18 protein-coding genes and 2 tRNA genes are annotated in these 20,762 nt (G+C 53.2%); 4 read left to right on the forward strand and 16 right to left on the reverse strand.

Annotated elements, in window-relative coordinates:
* Position 1 precedes the first annotated feature (1 nt).
* The 3 genes from BN2762_RS22095 to BN2762_RS22105 form a co-directional block, all read right to left on the reverse strand.
* A complete protein-coding gene (locus BN2762_RS22095) occupies positions 2-502 on the reverse strand; it encodes an Lrp/AsnC family transcriptional regulator (RefSeq protein ID WP_055109018.1) in 501 nt (166 codons plus the stop codon).
* A 189-nt stretch (positions 503-691) separates the two neighbouring features.
* Positions 692-1,057 (reverse strand): spore coat protein, encoded by a 366-nt coding sequence (locus tag BN2762_RS22100; protein WP_055110282.1) that lies wholly within the window; start codon positions 1,055-1,057, stop codon positions 692-694.
* 53 nt (positions 1,058-1,110) lie between these two features.
* The gene (locus tag BN2762_RS22105) at positions 1,111-1,344 is read right to left on the reverse strand and encodes a hypothetical protein (RefSeq protein ID WP_055109019.1); all 234 of its coding nucleotides are present in this window, start codon (positions 1,342-1,344) and stop codon (positions 1,111-1,113) included.
* A gap of 186 nt (positions 1,345-1,530) precedes the next feature.
* On the opposite strand from BN2762_RS22105, the gene BN2762_RS22110 reads away from it, so the two are divergent.
* Positions 1,531-2,769: an NAD(P)/FAD-dependent oxidoreductase gene (locus BN2762_RS22110; RefSeq protein WP_316246819.1), complete on the forward strand. Its 1,239-nt coding sequence runs from the start codon at positions 1,531-1,533 to the stop codon at positions 2,767-2,769.
* 36 nt (positions 2,770-2,805) lie between these two features.
* Here BN2762_RS22110 and BN2762_RS22115 read toward each other — a convergent pair whose 3' ends face one another.
* From BN2762_RS22115 to BN2762_RS22130, 4 genes are all read right to left on the reverse strand, one after another.
* A complete protein-coding gene (locus BN2762_RS22115) occupies positions 2,806-3,993 on the reverse strand; it encodes an MFS transporter (protein WP_055109020.1) in 1,188 nt (395 codons plus the stop codon).
* Positions 3,994-4,062: 69 nt separating this feature from the next.
* Positions 4,063-4,593: a hypothetical protein gene (locus BN2762_RS22120; RefSeq protein ID WP_055109021.1), complete on the reverse strand. Its 531-nt coding sequence runs from the start codon at positions 4,591-4,593 to the stop codon at positions 4,063-4,065.
* 128 nt (positions 4,594-4,721) lie between these two features.
* A complete protein-coding gene (locus BN2762_RS22125) occupies positions 4,722-5,093 on the reverse strand; it encodes a DUF350 domain-containing protein (protein WP_055110286.1) in 372 nt (123 codons plus the stop codon).
* A 65-nt stretch (positions 5,094-5,158) separates the two neighbouring features.
* The gene (locus BN2762_RS22130) at positions 5,159-7,522 is read right to left on the reverse strand and encodes an endonuclease MutS2 (protein WP_055109022.1); all 2,364 of its coding nucleotides are present in this window, start codon (positions 7,520-7,522) and stop codon (positions 5,159-5,161) included.
* 196 nt (positions 7,523-7,718) lie between these two features.
* On the opposite strand from BN2762_RS22130, the gene BN2762_RS22135 reads away from it, so the two are divergent.
* Together BN2762_RS22135 and BN2762_RS22140 are read left to right on the forward strand one after the other, a co-directional pair.
* Complete coding sequence (locus tag BN2762_RS22135) at positions 7,719-8,081, forward strand: phage holin family protein (RefSeq protein WP_055109023.1); 363 nt, start codon at positions 7,719-7,721, stop codon at positions 8,079-8,081.
* Between the two features lie 170 nt (positions 8,082-8,251).
* Positions 8,252-8,626, forward strand: a complete 375-nt coding sequence (locus tag BN2762_RS22140) for a cupredoxin domain-containing protein (protein ID WP_055109024.1) — start codon at positions 8,252-8,254, stop codon at positions 8,624-8,626.
* Positions 8,627-8,674: 48 nt separating this feature from the next.
* Here the strand turns inward: BN2762_RS22140 and BN2762_RS22145 are convergent, their stop codons facing one another.
* The 3 genes from BN2762_RS22145 to pheS all read right to left on the reverse strand — a co-directional run bounded on the left by BN2762_RS22145 (position 8,675) and on the right by pheS (position 13,851).
* On the reverse strand, positions 8,675-10,225 hold the full coding sequence (locus BN2762_RS22145; RefSeq protein ID WP_055109025.1) for a cell division protein ZapA: 1,551 nt from the start codon (positions 10,223-10,225) through the stop codon (positions 8,675-8,677).
* Between the two features lie 111 nt (positions 10,226-10,336).
* Complete coding sequence (gene pheT / locus BN2762_RS22150) at positions 10,337-12,787, reverse strand: phenylalanine--tRNA ligase subunit beta (protein WP_055109026.1); 2,451 nt, start codon at positions 12,785-12,787, stop codon at positions 10,337-10,339.
* A gap of 29 nt (positions 12,788-12,816) precedes the next feature.
* Entirely contained in the window at positions 12,817-13,851 is a 1,035-nt protein-coding gene (gene pheS / locus BN2762_RS22155) for a phenylalanine--tRNA ligase subunit alpha (RefSeq protein WP_055109027.1), read from the reverse strand.
* Positions 13,852-14,479: 628 nt separating this feature from the next.
* On the opposite strand from pheS, the gene BN2762_RS22160 reads away from it, so the two are divergent.
* Positions 14,480-14,710: a YwbE family protein gene (locus tag BN2762_RS22160; RefSeq protein WP_055109028.1), complete on the forward strand. Its 231-nt coding sequence runs from the start codon at positions 14,480-14,482 to the stop codon at positions 14,708-14,710.
* A gap of 77 nt (positions 14,711-14,787) precedes the next feature.
* On the opposite strand, the gene BN2762_RS22165 is transcribed toward BN2762_RS22160, so the two are convergent.
* From BN2762_RS22165 to BN2762_RS22190, 6 genes are all read right to left on the reverse strand, one after another.
* Positions 14,788-15,495 (reverse strand): general stress protein, encoded by a 708-nt coding sequence (locus tag BN2762_RS22165; RefSeq protein WP_083485078.1) that lies wholly within the window; start codon positions 15,493-15,495, stop codon positions 14,788-14,790.
* A 140-nt stretch (positions 15,496-15,635) separates the two neighbouring features.
* Positions 15,636-15,709 (reverse strand) — tRNA-Gly (locus tag BN2762_RS22170).
* 70 nt (positions 15,710-15,779) lie between these two features.
* Positions 15,780-15,856, reverse strand: a tRNA-Pro gene (locus BN2762_RS22175).
* Between the two features lie 132 nt (positions 15,857-15,988).
* Complete coding sequence (locus BN2762_RS22180) at positions 15,989-18,109, reverse strand: putative bifunctional diguanylate cyclase/phosphodiesterase (RefSeq protein ID WP_055109029.1); 2,121 nt, start codon at positions 18,107-18,109, stop codon at positions 15,989-15,991.
* A gap of 226 nt (positions 18,110-18,335) precedes the next feature.
* On the reverse strand, positions 18,336-19,298 hold the full coding sequence (locus tag BN2762_RS22185) for an aldolase catalytic domain-containing protein (RefSeq protein ID WP_055109030.1): 963 nt from the start codon (positions 19,296-19,298) through the stop codon (positions 18,336-18,338).
* Positions 19,299-19,569: 271 nt separating this feature from the next.
* A complete protein-coding gene (locus tag BN2762_RS22190) occupies positions 19,570-20,700 on the reverse strand; it encodes an ATP-binding protein (RefSeq protein ID WP_055109031.1) in 1,131 nt (376 codons plus the stop codon).
* Positions 20,701-20,762: the final 62 nt, after the last annotated feature.

Consider the following 20,762-nt stretch of genomic DNA (forward strand, 5'->3'; position numbering starts at 1 on the left):
TTTACGGAGAAATCATAAGACGGCGATCCTCTTCAGGATCTTCAAAGATAATGCCGTCCTGTTTGTACTTCTTAAGTATGAAATGCGTCTTGGTGGAGAGCACGGACTCCAGTGTCGATAGCTTGTCAGAGACGAAGCTCGCCACCTCTTTCAACGTGCGGCCCTCGACTTCTACCAGCAAGTCGTAAGCTCCAGACATGAGATACACCGATTTGACCTGCGGGAACAAATAGACGCGCTCGGCAATCGCTTCGAATCCGCGTCCTCGCTCGGGAGTAATCTGCACCTCGATCAGGGCGGTTACCTTCTCATCATCCAATTTGCCTGAGTTGATGACCGTCGCATATTTCACAATAACGTTATCTTCCTCAAGCTCCGCGATCGCCTCAGTTACCTCATCCTCGGTAACGCCAAGCAAGGTTGCCAGAAGAGCAGGGCTTCTTCGAGCATCTTCCTTCAATAGGTCCAGCACTTTCAGCTTCAATTCGCTTAGTGGTTTCATGCTTCATCCTCCAGCGCTGTTCCGGTGGGACGGAAGCTTACCCGCTTACTCACCGGAATCTAAATTTAATATTAATATTACATGAATTTAGGAATCCTGCAAAGAAAAACCGTCCGTTTCAGGAGTTATTCCCTCATGCGGACGGTTCCTTCACCCTGCTCTGCTTGAGCCAGGCCTCAAGCGGGTGAATCAACTATATGTGCGGTTCCCTACATTCGGCTGAGCATTAGGCTGCGATGCCTGTACGTTGCCCCCAAACTGCGACGTGCGCTGCTGCGTGAACTGCTGCAGCTTCTGCTGGGTCTGCTGGGCCTCCTGAAGCTTCTTGTCTATCTCCGTGCGGCTGGCCTTTGACGGAGCCGAGTACATGTTCTGACTGCTCATCAGCTGGTATAACTGGCCCTGAAGCTGTAGCGTGCTGTCCGTCAATTGAGTGAACATTTGACGTACGGAAGGGCATGAGGACTCTGTGGTCGCTGTTGTATACTCCCGAACGGTCCGCTTCAGGTCGGCCAGAATGAAGTTCAGCAGATCCTCCTCGGGAAGCAGGTTCATATGCTGAGATTGAGAAGTAGGCGTCAAGAAAAACTCCTCCTGTTCGTTTGATTTTAATGGGCTTGGGCCGGTGCTAGCGGCTGATGCTGCGAAAGCGCCTGAATAAGCTGATTCATATGCTGCTCATGGGCGCTGATTTGGCGTGAGATCACACTCTGGACACTAGGATTCTGAGATACCGCAGAAGCGGCCGCCGTCATTTTCAGCAGCATCTCCTCATTGGAAATCGAATCGGAAATATACTCTAGTTCCTTAGCCGTCAGCGGCTGCATTTGCGATGCGTTCATATACGGTTACCTCCTGTGTGTGGATTCGTTCACATCAGGGATATTATGTCCAGCTGAACCATGGATATGTAGGGCCCCCTAAAAGTTCAAACCTTATACATATGACGATATTTTTTGTGCATTCTTTTAAAGTAATATCTCTGGCATAATCAGCATAATTAAAATATCGCAAAGGAGCAGTAGCCGATGATGAAGCTGCACAGCGGAAATTTTGCCTGGCAAGAAACAAATTTACCTGATACCGCATTATACCCCGCTCTCCAGCAAAGCCTGTCCTGCGACTGCCTGATCATCGGCGGAGGCATCAGCGGTGCATTATGCGCATATCTCCTCGCCGAATCCGGCATAAATGCGGTATTGATCGACAAAAGGACGATAGCGTCCGGAAGTACCCTGGCCAATACGGGATTGCTGCAATTTACGAACGACAAAATGCTGACCGCAATGATCCACACCTTCGGCGAAGAGCCGGCTGTCCGATTTTACGGAATGTGCCGCGAGGCCGTGGACAAGCTGATCAGGCTTAGTCATAGCCTGGGGGAGGAGGCCCGTTTTATTCACAGGAGCAGTCTCTATTATGCAAGCACGGAGGAGGATACAAGGAGCCTTTACGAGGAATATCATACGCTCCGGAAATACCGTTTTCCTGTGGAATGGTGGGACGCCGCGCTTATCGCCGAACGCTTTCCGTTCCATAAGCCTGGTGCCATCTTTCATCATGCGAGTGCGGAAGGAAATCCCTTTGCTTTTGTTCATGGACTGATCGAGGCCGCCATTTCCCGGGGTGTTGCCGTCTTCGAGAATACGGAAGCGACCGGCTTTGATTTTCGGGAGCATAGCGTGCTCTGCCGGGCAGGTAAGCATATGATCCAGGCCAAGCATGTTATCTTTGCGACAGGGTATGAGACGCAGCAATTTCACAAGGCAAAAGGGGCATATCTGACATCGAGCTATGTCATGGTTACCGAGCCCGTCAGGCAGTTTAACGATTGGTTCGAGCGCTGCCTCATCTGGGAGACGGCCCGGCCTTATCTATACCTGAGAACAACCCCGGACAACCGTATCATGATTGGAGGACTTGACGAGCCGCTGAGCGGTGGAAAGCTGGACAAAGCCCGCTACCTGCATCAAGGCGAGCAGCTGCTGAAGAGGCTGCACGGCTTGTTTCCGGATAAGCGAGAGCTGAAGGCGGCCTATGCGTGGGGCGCGGTTTTCGGACAAAGCCGGGACGGACTTCCATTCATCGGCACTCACCCGGAATATCCCCGCTGTTATTTTGTGGAGGGCTATGGAGGAAATGGTACCGTGTACAGCCTGATTGCTGCTGAAATGATAACCGATGTGATTGCCGGGAAAGCACGGCCTGACATGGAATGGTTCTCGCTGCAGCGAAGCTCAAAGCCTGCTTCTGCTGTCAAGCGATAGCGCATCTCCAGCGGCTGGACATAAGACAGCTGGCCCTTAAGCGGTCAGCAGCCTCCGCATCGCAAGCCAGCTGATGAGCGGAGCTGCTCCCAGTCCAGCCATCAGCCACAACACCGTTGTCATTTGCGGGGAACGGGAATAAAACCAGATAAAGATGATGATCCCTGCCAGTCTTCCGAACATCATGCTGATTTCACGCAGGACGGTCAATTCTACACGATAATCAGCATCTCCTGTCTCCCGTCCCATTAAATCGAACACAGATGAAATCATCGGGATAATGTAAAGGGGCATGAACAATGCGGTGCCTACGCCAAAAATAATCAAGGCGGCATAGCTCACCTTCCACAATAAAGGAATGACAGCCAGCGTCATCATAATGGCCCCGATCAGCATCTCTGCCCAGCGGTGCCGGATGGCAATCCATTTGCCCGCAGCCCAGTAGCTGATTAAGGATACCAGAGAGGTGATCAGCATATATTGGCCCACTCTCCATTCCGAGGTTGTATTGATGTAGACGAGTAAATTGATCAGGAACAAGAACACCCCTTCCCTGAGACCGTAAGCGATAGAAGCGGGAACTGCCTCCCTCCAGGGGCTGCCGGGCTTCATTCGCCGTACGGGCTCCAGCCAGCGGTAATCCCTCCCCCTCTTCCGTTTTTTCAATCGAAAGCTGAGCAGAACGCCTCCCGCATACACAATCAGAGATATCGTAAAAATCATCCGGTACCCCCGTTCTCCAGGCATAGCCGAGATGAGCCATCCGGACAGCCAGGGTCCGATAATCCCGATCACCGAGCCCATGATTCCGACCCAGCCGTTGAAGAGATCCCGGTTATTCCTGTCGGTCACTTCGAAGTAAACGACGTTAAACGCCAGCCAGAAGAGGCCTACCCCGATGCCGGACACGATGCCAAGCGGCCAAATATAATAGATCATGCGGGTGCCGCTGGCCAGCACCAGCAAATAGAACAATCCCGAAATGACGATTCCGAGCCGCAGAATGAACATTTTATCCCGTTCCTTCACCCATTTGCCCGCCACCCAGAACGTAAGGCCGATGGCCAGCTGCTGGCTGAAGGCGAACCAGCCGATCATCGCGAAGTCCTGCCTGAACTTCCATAAATATACGTTGAGAAAAGTGCCGGACAACGCTCCGGCGAGCACGAATAAACTATTGACGGCTAACAGCAATTTGCATTGTTGGTTCAACGGGCTCTTCATGCTTGCTCCTCCAGAGGTTCGGTAATTTCCCCTGTAAGGATGCCCAAAAAAGAAAAAAGCATGATCCAATCATGCTTTTTCACTCACTTTACGAATCAATGTATTCCGATCCTCCTCGGCCAAAAACCGGCTTACGCTAAAGCAGGCCGAACATACAAATACGTTAAGCTTCGCCGTACCGGACAGCAGCGGGGCTGTCATGCCTTTAGGAACAATTGGCTCGAACGAGCTATCGCTAATCGTCTGCTGCCCTGCATGGAGCATATATTCCCGGCAGTGCGGACATTCCGGCACCTCATCCTGCCCGTCGAGCACTTTCTCCACGCCGGATTCATAGGCCAGCAGATCGCCGCCTCCGGCCACAAAGCTCTCAACGCGGCGAATCGCGTCAATATGCGCGTTGTCGCTTTCCTCCCAATAATCCGCATCCGGCCCGTCGCCGTCCGCTTCCTCCTCGAACTCCTCCTCATCGCCAAGCTGGATATTCAAGGTGCGGTAGCCCTTCAGCTCATTATGGCAATAAGGGCATTCCTCTTCCGCTCCAAGCTCCTCGTCCCACACTATTTCAGTTTGGCACCAGGGACAAATGGTCGTCTCCATACACAACCCGTCCTTTCTTCCTCCTTATGACTTCCACAGAAATACGATTCCGCCGATCAGGAACAATATGGCGGCCACAAATATCACGCTTGTCAGGTTCTTAATAAAATTTCTCATGACGCACCCCCCTAACCTATGCAGGCCCCGATCAGGAAAGATACCGATACGGACACGGACATCGCTATGAATCCTACAGCGACATTGCCGTTCGCTATCTCCTCATCGATGCGGAACACAGGGGTCAGAAATTCAAACAAAATATAAGCTGCAAAGAGCAGCACGGCCCCGACCAAGGACCAGATCATGAATTCATAGATCGGGGTGTGAACAGCGGCATAACGAATGACGTTGCTGATGCCGAAAATTTTGCCGCCCGTAGCGATCGATGCCGCCAGATTTCCCTGCTTGATTTCCTGCCAGCACCGATACTTGGCCACCAATTCGAAGCAGGACAAGAACACGATCAATTCCAGCACTGCGATGGATAAATAACCGATCATCAGCCCAAACGGCTGCTCCAGCAAAGGTTCAATATTCCCAGCCAATTCGCCTTCGCACCTCCCGCTTATTTCAGCTCGGCTACCGTGACACCCGTGCCGCCTTCTCCATAATTGCCCAGCCGATAGCTCTTAATATGTTTATGCTTGCGGAGATAGTCCGATATGCCGGTCCGCAATATTCCTGTTCCCTTGCCGTGAATGATATAAATCTGACCCAAATTAGCAAGGTAAGCTTCATCAATAAAGCGATCCACCTCGATCAGCGCCTCCTCCAAATTGGCGCCCCTGAGATCCAGTTCGCTGCGCACATTCTCGTCGCGCGTCCGCTTGACGTTCGTTACGATCTTCTGGGCGGCCTTGGCTGCGGATGGAGCAGCGATCAGCTCCAGGTCATCCAGGCTGACCTTCATCTTCATAATTCCCAGCTGAACGAGCGCCTCCTTGCTGCCGGCAAGCTCTACAACATGCCCCTTCTGGTTCAGGCTGTAGACCATAACCTCGTCACCGGGCTCGATTTTGCGCGGGGCCTTACCTGCTTGGCGAGCCGGTCCGCTCTTCTTCCGCTTCGGCTCAGCCTCCTCCAGCTCCTTCCGGGCAGCGATCAGCTTATGCTCCTTCACCGAGGCGCCCTCTTCAAGCGCAAGCTTCCGCAGCTCCTCGATGATCCGCTCGGCTTCGCTGCGCGCTTTGGCCACGATCGCTCTCGCCTCTTCCTCGGCCTTCTCGATCCGTCTATCGCGCTCGCGCGTCAGCTTGTCCAGCTCGGCTTCATGCCGCTTCCGCAGCTCCTCGAGCTCTCTCCGCAGACGCTCCGCCGTCTCCCGTTCCTGCTCGGCTCCAAGGCGGTTCTCTTCGAGGGATGCAATCATGTGCTCGACGCGTAAATCCTCTTCCTTGACCTCGCCGCGCGCGAAATCGAGAATCTGCTCCGACAAGCCCAGCCGCTCGGCGATGGCAAACGCATTGCTTCGGCCAGGAACGCCCACGAGCAGGCGATAGGTCGGACTGAGCGTATTCACGTCGAATTCCATGCTGGCGTTAATAACGCCTTTGCGCTCATATGCATATGCTTTGAGCTCGCTGTAGTGCGTGCTGGCCACCATGCGGCAGCCAAGCGAGTGGATATGCTCCAGGATGGCAATGGCAAGCGCGGAGCCCTCAGCGGGATCCGTGCCTGCGCCGACTTCGTCCAGCAGCACCAGGCTCTTGGCCGTCATGCGGCGCAGGATGGAAATGATGTTCGTCATATGGCTGGAAAACGTACTCAGGCTCTGTTCAATGCTCTGTTCATCGCCGATATCGGCATAGATCGCATCGAATACGCAGAGCTGGCTGCCATCCTCCGCAGGGACGAACAGGCCCGACATCGCCATCAGGCTCAGCAGCCCGATCGTCTTGAGGGTAACCGTCTTCCCTCCCGTGTTCGGTCCCGTTACGATGATGGAGGTATACTGGTTGCCCAGCTCCACATCGATCGGGACGACCTGTTCGGCGGGAATGAGCGGATGACGGCCCTTCTTCAGCTTGAGGAAGCCCCTGTCGTTCATGCGCGGCAGCGAGGCCCGCATCTCCCTTGCCAGGCGGGCCTTGGCAAATATGAAGTCCAGCTGGGCCAGCACGTCGCTATCGTACCCAAGCAGTTCAGCCTGCTCGCCGACCTGTGCGGTCAGCTTCTGCAGAATCACTTCAATTTCCCGCTCTTCCTTCAGCCTCGTCTCACGCAGCTTGTTGTTCATCGCCACGATCGATTCAGGCTCGATAAACAGAGTCGCCCCCGAGCCGGACTGGTCATGGACGATGCCGCCGAAGTGCGCGCGGTATTCCGCCTTCACGGGAATGACGAAGCGGTCGCCCCGGATCGTGATCAACTGATCCTGAAGCATCTTGGCTACGCTGGAGGAGCGGATCATCGCGTCGAGCTTCTCCCGGATCCGCACCTCGCCGCCGCGAAGCTCACGGCGGATTTGCGCCAGCTCCGGGCTGGCTGAATCAAGCACCTCGGCGCTCTCGTCGATGCAGCGCTTGATTTGATCCTCCAGCGTCTTCTGCTCGCTGAGCATATCGCTTAGCGTAAACAGCAGTTCTACCGGTTCATCCTCATGGATGTTCGCGATGTACCGCTTCACCCGGCGCGAGCCCTCAAGCGTCGTTGCAATACCCAGCAGCTCGTGCGGATTCAATGTGCCGCCGATGCGGGCCCGCTTTACCGCAGGCATCATATCGACGATGCCGCCGAAGGACGGCGCCCCTTTCAGGCGATCTACCTTGAAGGCTTCATCCGTTGCCTGCAGCAGCCGCTTGACTTCTTCGAGATCGGACACGGGGCTCAGGCGTTCAGCAGCAGCCTTTCCAAGCGAGGTCTGGGCGTATTTTACAAGCATATCTATGATTTTATGATATTCCATCGTTTTGAAAATTTTCTCATCCAAAAACGATCACAACTCCCCTCGGGACTATGTTCTAATATTGCGGCGTGATCAAAATGGAGCGTTTTGAACAACTCCTATTATAGCGAAATCGCACATTTTACGCCATTTTGCAAAGTAGCACACATAAGAAATGGATTTACGGAACATTATATACACGTATACGAAACGTTAACTTGATTAAAGGAGGCCTCGTGCCATGAATTTCTTGGGACACGTCGTTCGTTTCATCGTATCTGCTCTGGTACTGCTCGTCGTAGGCTGGCTCGTCCCGCAATTCAGCGTAGGCGGATTTGGCAGCGCCCTTCTGCTTGCTCTGGTTATTGCGCTGCTCGGATGGGCCATTGAGGGGATCTTCGGAAAAAGAGTCACTCCTTTCGGCCGCGGTATCGTCGGCTTCCTTGCCAGCGCTCTGGTGATCTGGCTGGCCCAGTTCATCATCGCAGGCGTATCCGTATCGATCCTCGGAGCGCTGCTGGCTGCCCTCGTCATCGGGATCATCGACTTGTTCATCCCGGTCGGCTCGCCGTTTAATGCGGCAAAGGATAGATCAGGCCGCTAGCCTCCGCGCAGCATGGCCTGCAGACAGCTCCCTGCTTTTAAGCAGGGGGCTGTCTGCGTTGCTGGAAAGAGTTCATGAATATTTCAAAACCTTGGCATTCGTGCCGAGTTTTTTTGCGCTATGATATAAATAAATTTGTCACAAAATACTTCGTATTAAGGGGGATATTCATGAAAAAGGCTATTGCTTTAATGCTTAGTTCTGTGTTATTGGTTATCCTGGCTGCTTGCGGCAGCGGCGGCTCCAGCAGCGGTGCCGAGGAGAGCAATCTGAAGCCTGAATCGGAAATTGTCATTGAGGCGACAAACTTCAAATTCGATCAAGAAGAGTATCGTGTGAAGAAGGATACACCGGTCAAAATTACGTTCAAGAATGTAGAGGGAAATCACGGCATCATCATTCCTGGACTGAAGGTTGAGCTGAAGGGCAAGAGCCAATCCAAGGTCGTCGTTCCTAAAGAAGCGGGAGAGTTCGAAATCGCCTGCTCGATTATGTGCGGTGCAGGCCACTCCACCATGGTCTCCAAGCTGATCGTCGAAGAATAAGCCATAACGAAGAGCCTTCGGTCAATCCGAGGGCTCTTTCGTTTGCCATTATTCATTTCCTGACTGCTCGATCAGCTCGATCCACTCATTGAACTCGGTCTGGAGCTTCGTATAGTCTTCCTTCAGACGATCATACTCCTCCTTCGTCTTCTCCATTCCCTCGCGCTCCATCTCCCGGGCCGTCTGCAGCAGTCTGTATTCATGGGATACGATCTCATAGCTGCCCGATATTTCCTTCAGCTGCTCCTCCAGCCTCTGCTTCTCTTCTTCAAGCTCGCGGTATTGCGAGGACAAATCCATAACCTGCTCCCCGCCTGCCGCACACTGCTGCTGCCATTCCTGCAGCTGTCGCTGGAGATCGGCTTCCGTCTCGCGCCAGGAGGCGAGCTCTTGTTCGGCGGCAGCAAGCTGCTTCCTCCACTCCTGCTCTCTCTGTTCCGCAGCCAGACGGGAGCTCTCCTGCTCCTCGGCCAGATTGACGTAGCCCTGCAATTCCCGCTCCAGGTCGGTCAGCTTATCGCCAAGCTCCTTCACTTCCTCCCGTAGGCGGGAATTCTCTTGTGCGGTCGTCCCTGCTGATTGCAGAGTGCTCTCATGCTCCCGCTTGATCCGGTCCAATTCGGATTTCAGGAACTCCGCTTCCTTCTTCAGCTTGGCGGAATGAGCCTGCTCGCCTTCTAGGCTCTCCTGTGCAGCCGCCGCTTCCTTCTTCGCCGAGCCCAGCTCGGCCTGCAGCTGCTCTACAAGTCCGTTGGACTCCAGCAGGCTAATCTCAAGGCGGCTAATCTCCTCATTGCGCTTCTCCGCCAGCCTCTGCCAAGATTTCTCGTTCTGAACCGCTTCGGCAGCCTCCGCGCGCAGCTTCTCCTCGCGTGACTTAGCTTCATCCAGCAGCCCCTGCTGCCGCTTCCTCTCGGCTTCAGCCGCTTGCAGCGACTGCTGGAGGCTCTTCGTCTGCTGCTCAAGCTTCGCCAAATTCTCCTTCAAACGCTGCTCGGAAGATCTGGCGCTCTGCTCGCGCTGCACAGCTCCCTTCAGCTGCTCGGCAAGCTTCGCTCGCTCCTCCTTCTCCCGCTTCGCTTCCTGCTCCGTCCCGCGCAGCTTCGCCTGAAGCTGGGACGAGCTTGCCCTCTGCTCCTTCAGCTCGCGCTCCAGATCGCTAATTCTCGCGTTAAGCTTGCGAGCATCCGCCTCCTGCTCCTTAAGCGCCGTCTCCGCCTTGGCGAGCTGCTCTGAGGCCGCCTTCTTGTCGCTCTTCAGCTGATGATGCTCCTCCTGCAGCTGCTGGTGGGCTTTCTCCTGCTTGGATTGCAGCGCCTGCATAACGGAGATTTCCTGGGCAAGGTCCGCTTTCTCCTGTTCCATCTTCCGAAGCTCCTCCTTGAGCTGCTCCGCCTTCATGGCCTCTTCGGCCATACGAACGGCAGCCAGCACTGCAAGGCGCGGCGTATCTAAATGGGAGTACACTTTAGCTATGGATTGCATGTGATGATCGACGCGGCGAGCAACCTCTTTCATATAGTCGGCGCTGCTCCCCACGATTTTATAAGATGTACCGTAAATTTCAACATTTACACTAATACGGTCAGGGGTAGTCAAAATGTTGTGCCTCCTTCGGTCCTTACGTTTCATCTAAGCTGTCTGTCCTTGCACGAAAGTCACATCGAATCGATACTTAACTTGATTCGATGTGACTTTGTTCAATTCCTGCTATTTTCTTAATTCAGCCGCAAAAGTTTGCTCTAGCACCGACACAACCTGGCCATGTACAGCAGCGATCTCCTCGTCGGTCAGCGTGCGCTCCTTATGGCGGTATACCAAAGACAAAGCTACGCTTTTCTTGTTTTCACCCAGCTTGCTGCCCGTATACACGTCAAATACGTTCAGCTCTTCGAGCAGGTCGCCCGCCGTATTCCGAATGGCAGCCAGGAGCGAGCCCGCTTCCACATCCGTGTCAACGACGACGGCAATGTCCCGCTGCATGGAAGGGAAGCGAGGCAGATCGCGGTATACAGCAGTATCCCCCGCATACTGGTATACCGGCTCCAGAAGCAGCTCCGCAACATAGGTATCCTCAAGGTCATGCTCACGCTGCAGCTCGGGATGAAGCTGACCGAGCGAGCCGAGCCGCTGCCTGCCTGTCGGCGCATTTAAATATACGGAAGCCGAACGCCCCGGATGGAAGCCTTCCGGCGCATCCGCTTCATAGCTGACAAGCTCTCCGATGCCGAGATATCCGAAAATGCTCTCAAGCACACCCTTCAGATCGAAGAAATCGACCTTCTCCGGACTTGCATTCCAGCGCTTCTCTTCACGATCACCGGCAAGCAGCAAGCCCAGCACCGGGATTTCCCGCGGCTGCTTCGTCAATTTCTCTTCGTTCGTCAGAAAGACGCTGCCCATCTCGAACAGGGCAAGATTATCCAGCTTCCTGTTGCGGTTATAGGCGGCAATTTGAATCAAGCCGGGAATAAGGCTTATGCGGAGCACGCTGCGATCCTCGCTCATCGGCATCGCCAGCTTCACTTCGCGTCCTCCTTCATCCAGCTTGGGAAACAATGGACCGAATCCTTCATGGATGAAGGAGTATCCCATCACTTCCTGCAGGCCCCCATGGACCAGCAATCCCCGCAAAGCACGGCGCAGCGCCTGCGGCCTCGTGTATCCCCCGGCCGTTGTCGGCCCTTCGATCGCCGTCGTCGGAATGTTGTCATATCCGTACAGCCGGGCTACCTCTTCGATCAAATCCACATCCCGCGTAATGTCGCCGCGGCGGGTAGGCACGCGAACCTCCAGCATACCGCCTGCCGCCTCCCCGCACTCGAAATGCAAGCGGGCGAAAATCGCCTTCGTCTCCAAGGAGGAAATATCCGTACCTAAGTATGCGTTTAATTTCGCCAAAGAGAGCTGGATGATCTTGTCCTCCGCCTCTGAAACGACACTCTCAACGATTCCTTGATGCACCTTGCCTCCGGCGTAGAGCGCCATCAGTTCAGCCGCCCGGTTCAAAGCTGGAATCACCGCCTTAGGATCAACCTCTTTCTCAAAACGCAGGGATGCTTCGGAACGCAGCCCCAGATTGCGCGAGGTTCTGCGAACAGAGCCGCCGTCAAATTTGGCGGATTCCAGCACGATGTTCACCGTACTTGCAGTCACCTCGGTATCGAGTCCGCCCATCACGCCGGCGAGACCGACCGGCCGATCCTCGCCGTCGACGATCAGAAGGGCACCCGCCTCCAGTTCTCTTTCCTGGCCGTCCAGTGTGACCAGCTTCTCGCCCGCTCTGGCTTTACGGACTCCAATGACACCGCCTTGTATAGTATCCGCGTCGAACGCATGTAGCGGCTGGCCGTATTCCAGCATGACATAGTTGGTAATGTCCACGATGTTATTGATCGGGCGGATTCCCGCCGCTATCAAGCGATTCTGCATCCACTGCGGGGACGAACCGATCGTTACGCCGGAAATGTATCTAACCGCATAACGGCTGCACAGCTCGTCCGCTTCAATTTTGACCGAGACCCGTTCCTTGGCCGGCTCCCCTGCCTCTACAAGCTTCTTCTCCGGCTCCGGCAGCTTGACCTCCCTGCCCAAAATAGCCGCAACCTCATAGGCAGCCCCAAGCATGCTCAGACAGTCGGATCTGTTCGGTGTAAGATCGAAATCAAGCACCTTATCATCCAACCCCAGCAGCTGTGCGATCGGCGCGCCTATTTCGGTGCCTTCAGGCAGCACCAGAATTCCTTCCTGCTGCTCCTTCGGAAGCAGCTTGTCATTCAGGCCGAGCTCCTTGGCAGAGCAGATCATCCCTTGGGAGAGCATGCCGCGCAGCTTGGCCTTCTTGATGTCCAGCCCGCCGGGAAGCTTGGCGCCAACGAGCGCGACAGGCACCATCTGGCCCGCGTCAACGTTCTTAGCGCCGCAGACGATTTGCAAATCCTCTTCCTGGCCCGCATCGACGATGCATACATTCAGCTTATCCGCGTCAGGATGCTTCTCCTTGCTTTTTACATAACCGGCAACGACTTTCGTAACTCCCTTGTTCCGGTCCTCGACCGCATCGATCTCGATGCCCGAGCGGGTAATTTGCTCGGCCAATTCCTCAATGTTGATTTGATCCAATGACACATATTCCGACAACCATTCGGTTGATACTTTCATGCTCAAATTCCCTTCCTTCTTATAGAGGTTTAAATTCGGGCGAACTGCCCCAAGAAGCGCAGATCATTATTAAAGAAATGGCGAATATCATCCACGCCGTATTTCAGCATTGCAATTCGCTCTACGCCCATCCCGAAAGCAAAACCGCTGTATTGCTCCGGATCGTAGCCGCTCATTTCCAGAACGCGAGGGTGAACCATGCCGCTGCCCAAAATCTCAAGCCAGCCGGTGTTTTTGCATACCCGGCAGCCGTCTCCGCCGCATTTCACACAGGTGACATCCACTTCGACGCTAGGCTCAGTGAACGGGAAAAAGCTTGGACGCAGCCGGATTTGCGTGTTCGGCCCGAACATCTCGCGCGTGAATTGCAGCAGGGTCCCCTTCAGGTCGCTCATGCGAATGTTCTTGCCAATCACCAGGCCTTCGATCTGATGGAACTGGAAGGAGTGGGTAGCATCGTCATCATCGCGCCGATATACGCGTCCGGGGCAAATGACCTTCACAGGCACCTCGCCCTTCATCGCTTCCATCGTCCGAACCTGTACCGGGGAGGTTTGCGTGCGCATCAGCAGCTCCTCGGTCAGATAGAAGGAATCCTGCATATCGCGGGCAGGGTGGTTCTTCGGCAAATTAAGCGCTTCGAAGTTATAGTAGTCGGTCTCGACCTCAGGCCCCTCCGCGATCCGGTAGCCCATCCCGATGAAAATGTCTTCGATGTCCTGGATGACCTGATTCAGCGGATGAATGCCTCCCTGCTTCAACGGACGGCCAGGCAGGGTGACGTCTACCTTCTCTGCGGCAAGCCGCTCTTCCGTCTCCCGTCTTTGGAAATACTGCTGCTTCTCTTCCACCAGCGCTTCAATCGCCGAGCGAACCTCATTGGCTACCTGGCCAATCACCGGGCGTTCCTCTGCGCTTAATGCGCCCATGCCTCGCAAAATTTCCGTCAGCGCGCCCTTCTTGCCCAAATATTTGACCCTAAGGTCGTTCAATTGAGCTGCATCGGCCACCGAATTCAACTGGGCTACAGCTTCGTGTTTGAGTGCTTCCAAACGTTCTTTCATCGATAATCCTCCTTAGGTTGAATAAGAAAAACGTTTACCGGCTGGTCTCCCGGCAAGGAACCGCGATTAACGGCTGTTTGCCTGGAATGAACAGAATAGTTCAGGTCCGCCGAAAACTTGTGGATTCCATTAGCTGAAACAAAAAAAGGCCTTTCTCCCTGAAAGGGACGAAAAGACCGTGGTACCACCCTTGTTAGAGCATAAGCAGGAAATGCAAATGCACTTGCTGTACAATTGGCGGGTTAGGGACAACCCTTCGCCTACTAATTTGGCTCTCACTCGAGCGACATAACGGATCGCGGCCGGTATACCCCTACAGCCACGCTTATGGCGGGTTCAGGGAACTGCTCAGGAGCGAACTTCGGCAGTCTGTTTCCCTAGAGTCGCTCTCAGTCTGCGGCGGCTCTTCCCTGGAAGGAGGCTTCTGCTTACTCTTCTCCATCATCGCATTTGCATATAGCATCGAATCACTCCACAGCCCGAGGGCAGCGGCTTATTTGTTATTATATGCAAAGTTGGCTGCAATGGCAAGGTTATCGCTGTCAGGCAAGCCTACTTTCATGAAGTACAGGAAATATGCTAAATTATATTCACTGAATATACTGAGCATAAGCAAGGAGCTGACATCATGAACGGTAGACTGCGCAGCAGCGTTAAGCAAGGCCTGACCGTCGATATTGTCCTTAAAAAGGATCAGGCCACCGGCCGGCTGACCCGCGGCATCGTCAAGGATATTCTGACCCATTCAGCCAACCACCCGCACGGCATCAAAGTCCGTCTTCAGGACGGCCAGATCGGCCGCGTCAAAGCGATTATTACTAACTCCCCGAGCGAAGCAGAGAAGAAGGAAGAAAATTAATGGTTCAAGCACAAAAAGAACGGGCAGCGCCGGCTGCCCGTCTTCTTTACTTTCTAAAATAGCTAGAAGAATATGATTTACCAGGATCTCCGATGCTGTCCTGCATCCCTTGATCCAAGGTCATTTGCCCGTTCCCCGTTCTCATTCCGTTCATTCATGGCTCGCTCTCCATCCTGCGGCGGAATTTCCTGATAGAATGTTCCCGCCGTCTCTCTAGTTTCCATCCCTGTGCTTGGCGCTCCGGCTTCCCTATGCAGCGCCGTATTGGTACGATCGGCGTCGGTCAAGCCGAAATTTTGGGAATTCAAGGCGCGGTTGTCGCGGAAAATCCGATAAATGAGGCTGCTTTGCTCTTCTTCGGCATCAACGAGCACAAGAATCCGGCCATGCTCTACATAGCTGCCATATTCCTTCGCTTCATCCTCGGGAATGCCCAGGCCGATTAGTCCGCCCACCAGTCCGCCCGCTCCGGCCCCTACGGCAGCCCCCGTAAGCGCAGCAGCAATAGGACCTGCAGCGATGATCGGACCGATCCCGGGTATTGCAAGCGCGCCAAGGCCTGCCAGCAGCCCTGTAAGCCCGCCTAATATGCCTCCCGTGGCCGCTCCGGACGCTGCGCCCTCCGGCGCTTTCGTCCCGGTATTTTCCCGTACAGAATCACTGTGGTCTCTATTCCTGCCAACGACCGAAATGTCATCGACCGGATAGCCGTGCCGTTTTAAATCCTCTATTGCCTTTGTTGCATCCTGTTCCGAAGCAAAGACGCCAACGATTTTCTTCATCATGTCCAGTACCTCCTCAGGAATGTCGGGTTGATAACGCTACACTGGATAATTAACCACTGCGGCAGCATTTAAACGCTGATTGGGAAGTACTGCTGAAAATAAAAAAACTGCCCGTTGGCAGTTTGTCGTTTACTTAATAATGGAGCGGGTGATGGGAATCGAACCCACGCTACCAGCTTGGAAGGCTGGAGTTCTACCATTGAACTACACCCGCATATATACCCACAAAAGTGACGATATGCTCTACAGCGAATTCCGATGACTTCTGAGGGCCTATTGTATAGTGGTCGGGACGACACGATTTGAACATGCGACCCCCTGGTCCCAAACCAGGTGCTCTACCAAGCTGAGCTACGTCCCGAAGCTTCAATCGAGTCAATTGCTCGTGAAGACAAAAATAAATATACCACTTCTACCGCCGCTTTGCAACAGCTAATTTATGGCATTTTTATTCCGTTAGCAGTTAGCGAGGAGAGGGAAGGCGCCCCCTGCGTTACCCGGCAATGTGGGTAAGGAAGCGCCGCTCGAATAGGCCGGCAGGCAGCGGCTTGCTGAACAAATACCCCTGCCCTTCATGACAATTCTGGAGCCTGAGGAACTCCAGCTGCTCAGTGTTTTCTACTCCTTCCGCCGTTACCTTCAGCTTCAAATGATGGGCCATCATGGCGATCGTAGAGACGATAGCTGCGCCGTTCCCGTCAAGCAGAACCTCTTGGACGAAGGAACGGTCAATTTTGAGGCGGTCGATCGGCAGCGTCTTCAAATAATATAGCGAGCTGTAGCCTGTACCGAAATCGTCGATACTGATATGAACCCCCAGCCGCTTCAGTCTCTGCAGCTGATCAAATGCCGTATCGATGTCAAATGTCATGCTTTCGGTAACCTCCAGCTCCAAATATTTCGCTTCCAGCCCTACCTCTCGCAGGATGCTGTCGACTTTATCGACCAGATTGCATTGGCGAAATTGCCGCATGGACAGGTTGACAGACACGCATAAGGGAGCATAGCCTTCATCCTGCCACTTCTTGTTATAGCGGCATGCCGTCCGGAGCACCCATTCCCCCAGCGGAACGATCAGTCCGCTATCCTCGGCGATCGGGATGAACTCCCCTGGCGACAGCAATCCCCTGCGCGGGTGATTCCAGCGAACCAGCGCTTCCATGCCGACTACGCAGCCGGAGTCCAGGCTGACCTGAGGCTGAAACTCAAGAAAAAATTCGTCCCGCTCCAGCCCTTTTCTCATATCGTTCTCAAGCTCTACCCTAGAGTGGGTTTGATTCTTTATAGCGGCCGTATAGCGCATGAATTCCAGCCCCTGCTCCTTGCCGTTATGAACCGCCATATCCGCGTGCTGAATGATTTGGTCTACACTTTGGCCATCCAACGGATAAATGGACAGCCCCATGCTCAGGGAAATATGGTATTCCGTCCCCTCTATCGTGACCGCGGGATGAATGGATTTAAGCAGCTGCTGGGCCCGAATCTCAATCGCGCGGGGATCGGAGTACTCCGGTATCGTAATTGCAAATTCGTCCTCGCCCAAGCGGTAGACGCCTTCCTCCGGCAAGCAGCGCCGGCTTAAACGGGCTCCTACATCGGTTAGCAGCTGATCGCCGGCCCGGTATCCGAACGAATCATTGATCGCCTTGAAGCGGTTGATGTTGATCACGGCTACCCCCGTATAAAGCCCCGACCGGCCTTCAGGTGCCAAGTGAAAGGCCAGCTGCTCCTTCAATCGGCGGATATTAGGCAGACTCGTTAAATCATCATGGTAGGCCATATGCATCATTTGTGCCTCCGCAAGCTGCTGCCCGCGGAACGGTTCTTCAATCGTCAGGCGATAGACGCCCTTCAACACATAATAATAGGAGAGGCCCATAAAGCATTCGCCAGCGATATGAGCAATCCCCTTCCCGAACGGATCGGCAGCGGTCAATAAAATATGTCCGATCATCATAAACAAAAGCGCACAGACGACCGTTAGCGCCGCAGGCGGACGCTCCTGGCGATGCCTGTACAGAATTGCGAAAATGCCGAGGGCATACAGAAACGGAACCCCGATCCATACAGCCTGCTTAGTCGTTCCGAGCGCCTGCCCGCCCAGCAAGTCGGCGAGCTGGAACTGATATTTGTACAACAGCAGGATCACGGCCACGAGCAGCACCGCTGCTCCAGTGAATGCCGCTGCTTTATGGCGTACGGTCACCTGCTTGTCCGGCAAGCTGAAAATGAACAGCATCCCCGCAGCTCCAGCCATATGGGACAGCAGCAGAAACCATACGGAAAGCGTATGACCCGGCATGAAGCCAAACAAGGGTACACCGCTAAAGGCGGCGATATGCAGCACATCCAGGGTGCCTACGATAACAAATAGCACGGCAGAGTAGAGACGCTGCCTGGACAGCTTGTCCTTGAACAGCATCCAGCCCTGGGCAAACACCGCAAAGGCAACCGCTCCATACATCAGCGCTGCCAGCAGGTACATCGCCTCGCGTACAGGATTGGAAAATACAGGAAAATCGATACTTGAAGAAAAATAGATGATGCCCAGCATAGCAAGCAGGCCAAGCGTCCCCATGACGATTGTTGCTTTCTCTTCTTTCCTGATTCGCATAATGTTCAACCCCCGGAAATGGTAAAATGCGGCGCCCAGTCATGGTGCGTATAACAATACTAGGTATATCCCGATGGTTATTTAAATAAAGGGTGAGTAACGGAACCCTGGATTAAAACAAAAAATCGTTTTGAATTAAAATTATTCAACATTTTTTGTCGATTTTCCTGCTTCTCTCCAAAAAAAGCACCACGGCCGTTTGACCATGGCGCTCATTGCGCTGACCTTATTGTTTTTTCTCGAAGCTCACTTCAGGCGTTGTAAGCTTATCATAGAACTCTACTGCTTTATCCTTATCCGCCGATGCGCGCAAAGCCATCGCGGAACGCGGATGCTCATCCAGAGTCCCGGTTATCATGTAAGGGATCAGGTAGCCCCACTCTTCCTTCTCGCGAAGCGGGATCATCAGCTCCTCCAGCACCTCGAGCACAGGACGAAGATTGTATTTCGTATTCTTCAGGTGGGTGACCAGCAGCTCCGTAGGACAGTTCCCCGCCGCGCGGCCCATGCCGTATACAGAGGCATCTAGCAGTTCAACGCCAAGATCGGCCGCTACCAGCGTATTGGAAAATGCAAGCTGCATATTGTTATGCGTGTGCACGCCCAAGCGCTTATTCGGCAGATGCGTCTTGAATTTGTTTACCAGATGCTCCATGTCCTTGTAATCCAGGCTTCCGTAGGAATCTACAATGTAAACTACGTCCACAACACTTTCTTTGATCATTTCGAACGCCTCAAGCAGCTCGTGCTCCATTACGTTGGATAATGCCATAATATTGATCGTCGTCTCGTAGCCGCGGTCATGAAATGTCTGCACCAACTGCAGCGCCTTGTCCACATCCTTTACGTAGCAGGCTACCCGAATCAGGTCGAGCAGGCTCTCGCTGCGCGGCAGAATATCATTCTCGTCCACGCGTCCGATATCCACGAGAGCGGAAAGCTTAGTTTGGCCCTTCTGCGGAATGACCTTGCGGAGGAATTCATCATCGAGAAAACGCCAAGGTCCGGCCTCGTCTGCCCCCTTAAGCAGCTTTGGAGAGTTCTTATATCCGATTTCCATATAATCAACACCAGCTTCGTTAAGCCCGGCATAGAGCTTCTGCACAAATTCTACGCTGAAATCCCAATTGTTGACTAAGCCGCCGTCACGAATGGTGCAATCTACGATCTTGCTCTGATTCACTTTCATCTTACCGATTCCCTTCGTCTTATGTTTTACTATCCATCTTACTTTAATGGGATTAAAAATGTAAAGTAATTATTATGATGAACTTAGTCACGGGGATAGAAAATACCGGACACAGACGATTGAGCACATATTGAAACAGGCAAAAAAGGCGCCTTGCGCCTCCTGCCTTCAATACATTTCTCTCAGCAGGCTGCAATCCTTCACAGCACCTTCCTTGAGCGAATTCTGATATTCAATTCCTCCTCCGGAGATCTGCATCTTAAAGCGGGTCTCACGAAGATTTCATCATGTTAAGCGATACTATTGGAAGCGCTATTACAAAAACTGTCCCGATCCCTTTCATACTATCGACAGAAATATTTCCTTTGTGATTTCTGATGATCCGATAGCTTACGGACAGGCCAAGTCCGGTTCCCTTCTCTTTGGTCGTAAAAAAAGGATCGAACAAACGGCTTAGCAAGCCTTTATCCATGCCATTCCCGTTATCCTGTATTGAAATATGGACGTAATTATCTACAAGCTTCGCACCTAGATGTATGGTTCCATTATGAACTGAATTGCTGACCTCCTCAATGGCGTCCATCGCATTCTTGATGATGTTGAGCAGAACCTGCTTGATCTGCTTCACGTCAATGGATACGTACATTTCTATATCCGCAACCTCCAAATGGATTTCGCAGCCCTTCATCAATGCCTCGCTCTCGGTTAGCAGCACTACCTCCTTTAATAAGGAAGACACGCTGATCACGCTCTTCTGGGGAGCCGACGGCTTAGAGGAATTCAGAAATTCATGAATAATATCATTAGCCCGGTCGATTTCGGTTAGGATGATTCGGGCATATTCATCGCGGCCAAGCTGAATGAGATGCGGACGCAGGAGCTGAATGAATCCTCGGATCGCCGTTAAGGGATTGCGGATTTCATGGGCGATCGCCGCGGATATTTTGCCGAGCATGGCAAGCTTGTCGTTCTGATAAGCCGTCTGCTCGATTTGCTTGTAATCTGATACATCCTTTACGCTAAGCAAATAGTCTCCATCCATCTGATCTCCATAAGTAATGGTAATCAGCCAATGGCGACCGTACTCGTCAATGAGCTCGTGATATTTTTTGCGGTGAAAAATAGCCTCCCTGTATATTCGTAAAATCCTCCGCTTCTTGAAACGGCTAAGGTGAGGATGCCGCAGCATTTGCAGCAAGTTGCAGCCGATCAGTGACTGGCGCGGCATCTCCATAAGCTTGGCCATCTGCACATTAATAAAAGTTAGCACGCCTTCACTATCAAACAGTATAATTCCGCTATCGAGATTTTCTAGAACATTCTCATACTTGTTCTTGACCAGCTGCGTCGATTGAAATGCCTTGACAGACTGCAGCAAAGTTTCCTGGAACTCACTTAACAAGTTGATTCCCCCTTTTCCCACAATGGTATCCCTGCCAATCCGACAACATTCAACCCAATTCA

Origin of the sequence: Paenibacillus ihumii (assembly GCF_001403875.1) — a bacterium.
Taxonomy (GTDB): Bacteria; Bacillota; Bacilli; order Paenibacillales; family Paenibacillaceae; genus Fontibacillus; species Fontibacillus ihumii.

Coding starts and splice junctions, on each gene's coding strand:
- BN2762_RS22095 (WP_055109018.1), bottom strand. CDS start 502: ATGAAACCACTAAGCGAATTGAAGCTGAAAGTGCTGGACCTATTGAAG.
- BN2762_RS22100 (WP_055110282.1), bottom strand. CDS start 1,057: ATGAACCTGCTTCCCGAGGAGGATCTGCTGAACTTCATTCTGGCCGAC.
- BN2762_RS22105 (WP_055109019.1), bottom strand. CDS start 1,344: ATGAACGCATCGCAAATGCAGCCGCTGACGGCTAAGGAACTAGAGTAT.
- BN2762_RS22110 (WP_316246819.1), top strand. CDS start 1,531: ATGATGAAGCTGCACAGCGGAAATTTTGCCTGGCAAGAAACAAATTTA.
- BN2762_RS22115 (WP_055109020.1), bottom strand. CDS start 3,993: ATGAAGAGCCCGTTGAACCAACAATGCAAATTGCTGTTAGCCGTCAAT.
- BN2762_RS22120 (WP_055109021.1), bottom strand. CDS start 4,593: ATGGAGACGACCATTTGTCCCTGGTGCCAAACTGAAATAGTGTGGGAC.
- BN2762_RS22125 (WP_055110286.1), bottom strand. CDS start 5,093: ATGATCGGTTATTTATCCATCGCAGTGCTGGAATTGATCGTGTTCTTG.
- BN2762_RS22135 (WP_055109023.1), top strand. CDS start 7,719: ATGAATTTCTTGGGACACGTCGTTCGTTTCATCGTATCTGCTCTGGTA.
- BN2762_RS22140 (WP_055109024.1), top strand. CDS start 8,252: ATGAAAAAGGCTATTGCTTTAATGCTTAGTTCTGTGTTATTGGTTATC.
- pheT (WP_055109026.1), bottom strand. CDS start 12,787: ATGAAAGTATCAACCGAATGGTTGTCGGAATATGTGTCATTGGATCAA.
- pheS (WP_055109027.1), bottom strand. CDS start 13,851: ATGAAAGAACGTTTGGAAGCACTCAAACACGAAGCTGTAGCCCAGTTG.
- BN2762_RS22160 (WP_055109028.1), top strand. CDS start 14,480: ATGAACGGTAGACTGCGCAGCAGCGTTAAGCAAGGCCTGACCGTCGAT.
- BN2762_RS22165 (WP_083485078.1), bottom strand. CDS start 15,495: ATGATGAAGAAAATCGTTGGCGTCTTTGCTTCGGAACAGGATGCAACA.
- BN2762_RS22180 (WP_055109029.1), bottom strand. CDS start 18,109: ATGCGAATCAGGAAAGAAGAGAAAGCAACAATCGTCATGGGGACGCTT.
- BN2762_RS22185 (WP_055109030.1), bottom strand. CDS start 19,298: ATGAAAGTGAATCAGAGCAAGATCGTAGATTGCACCATTCGTGACGGC.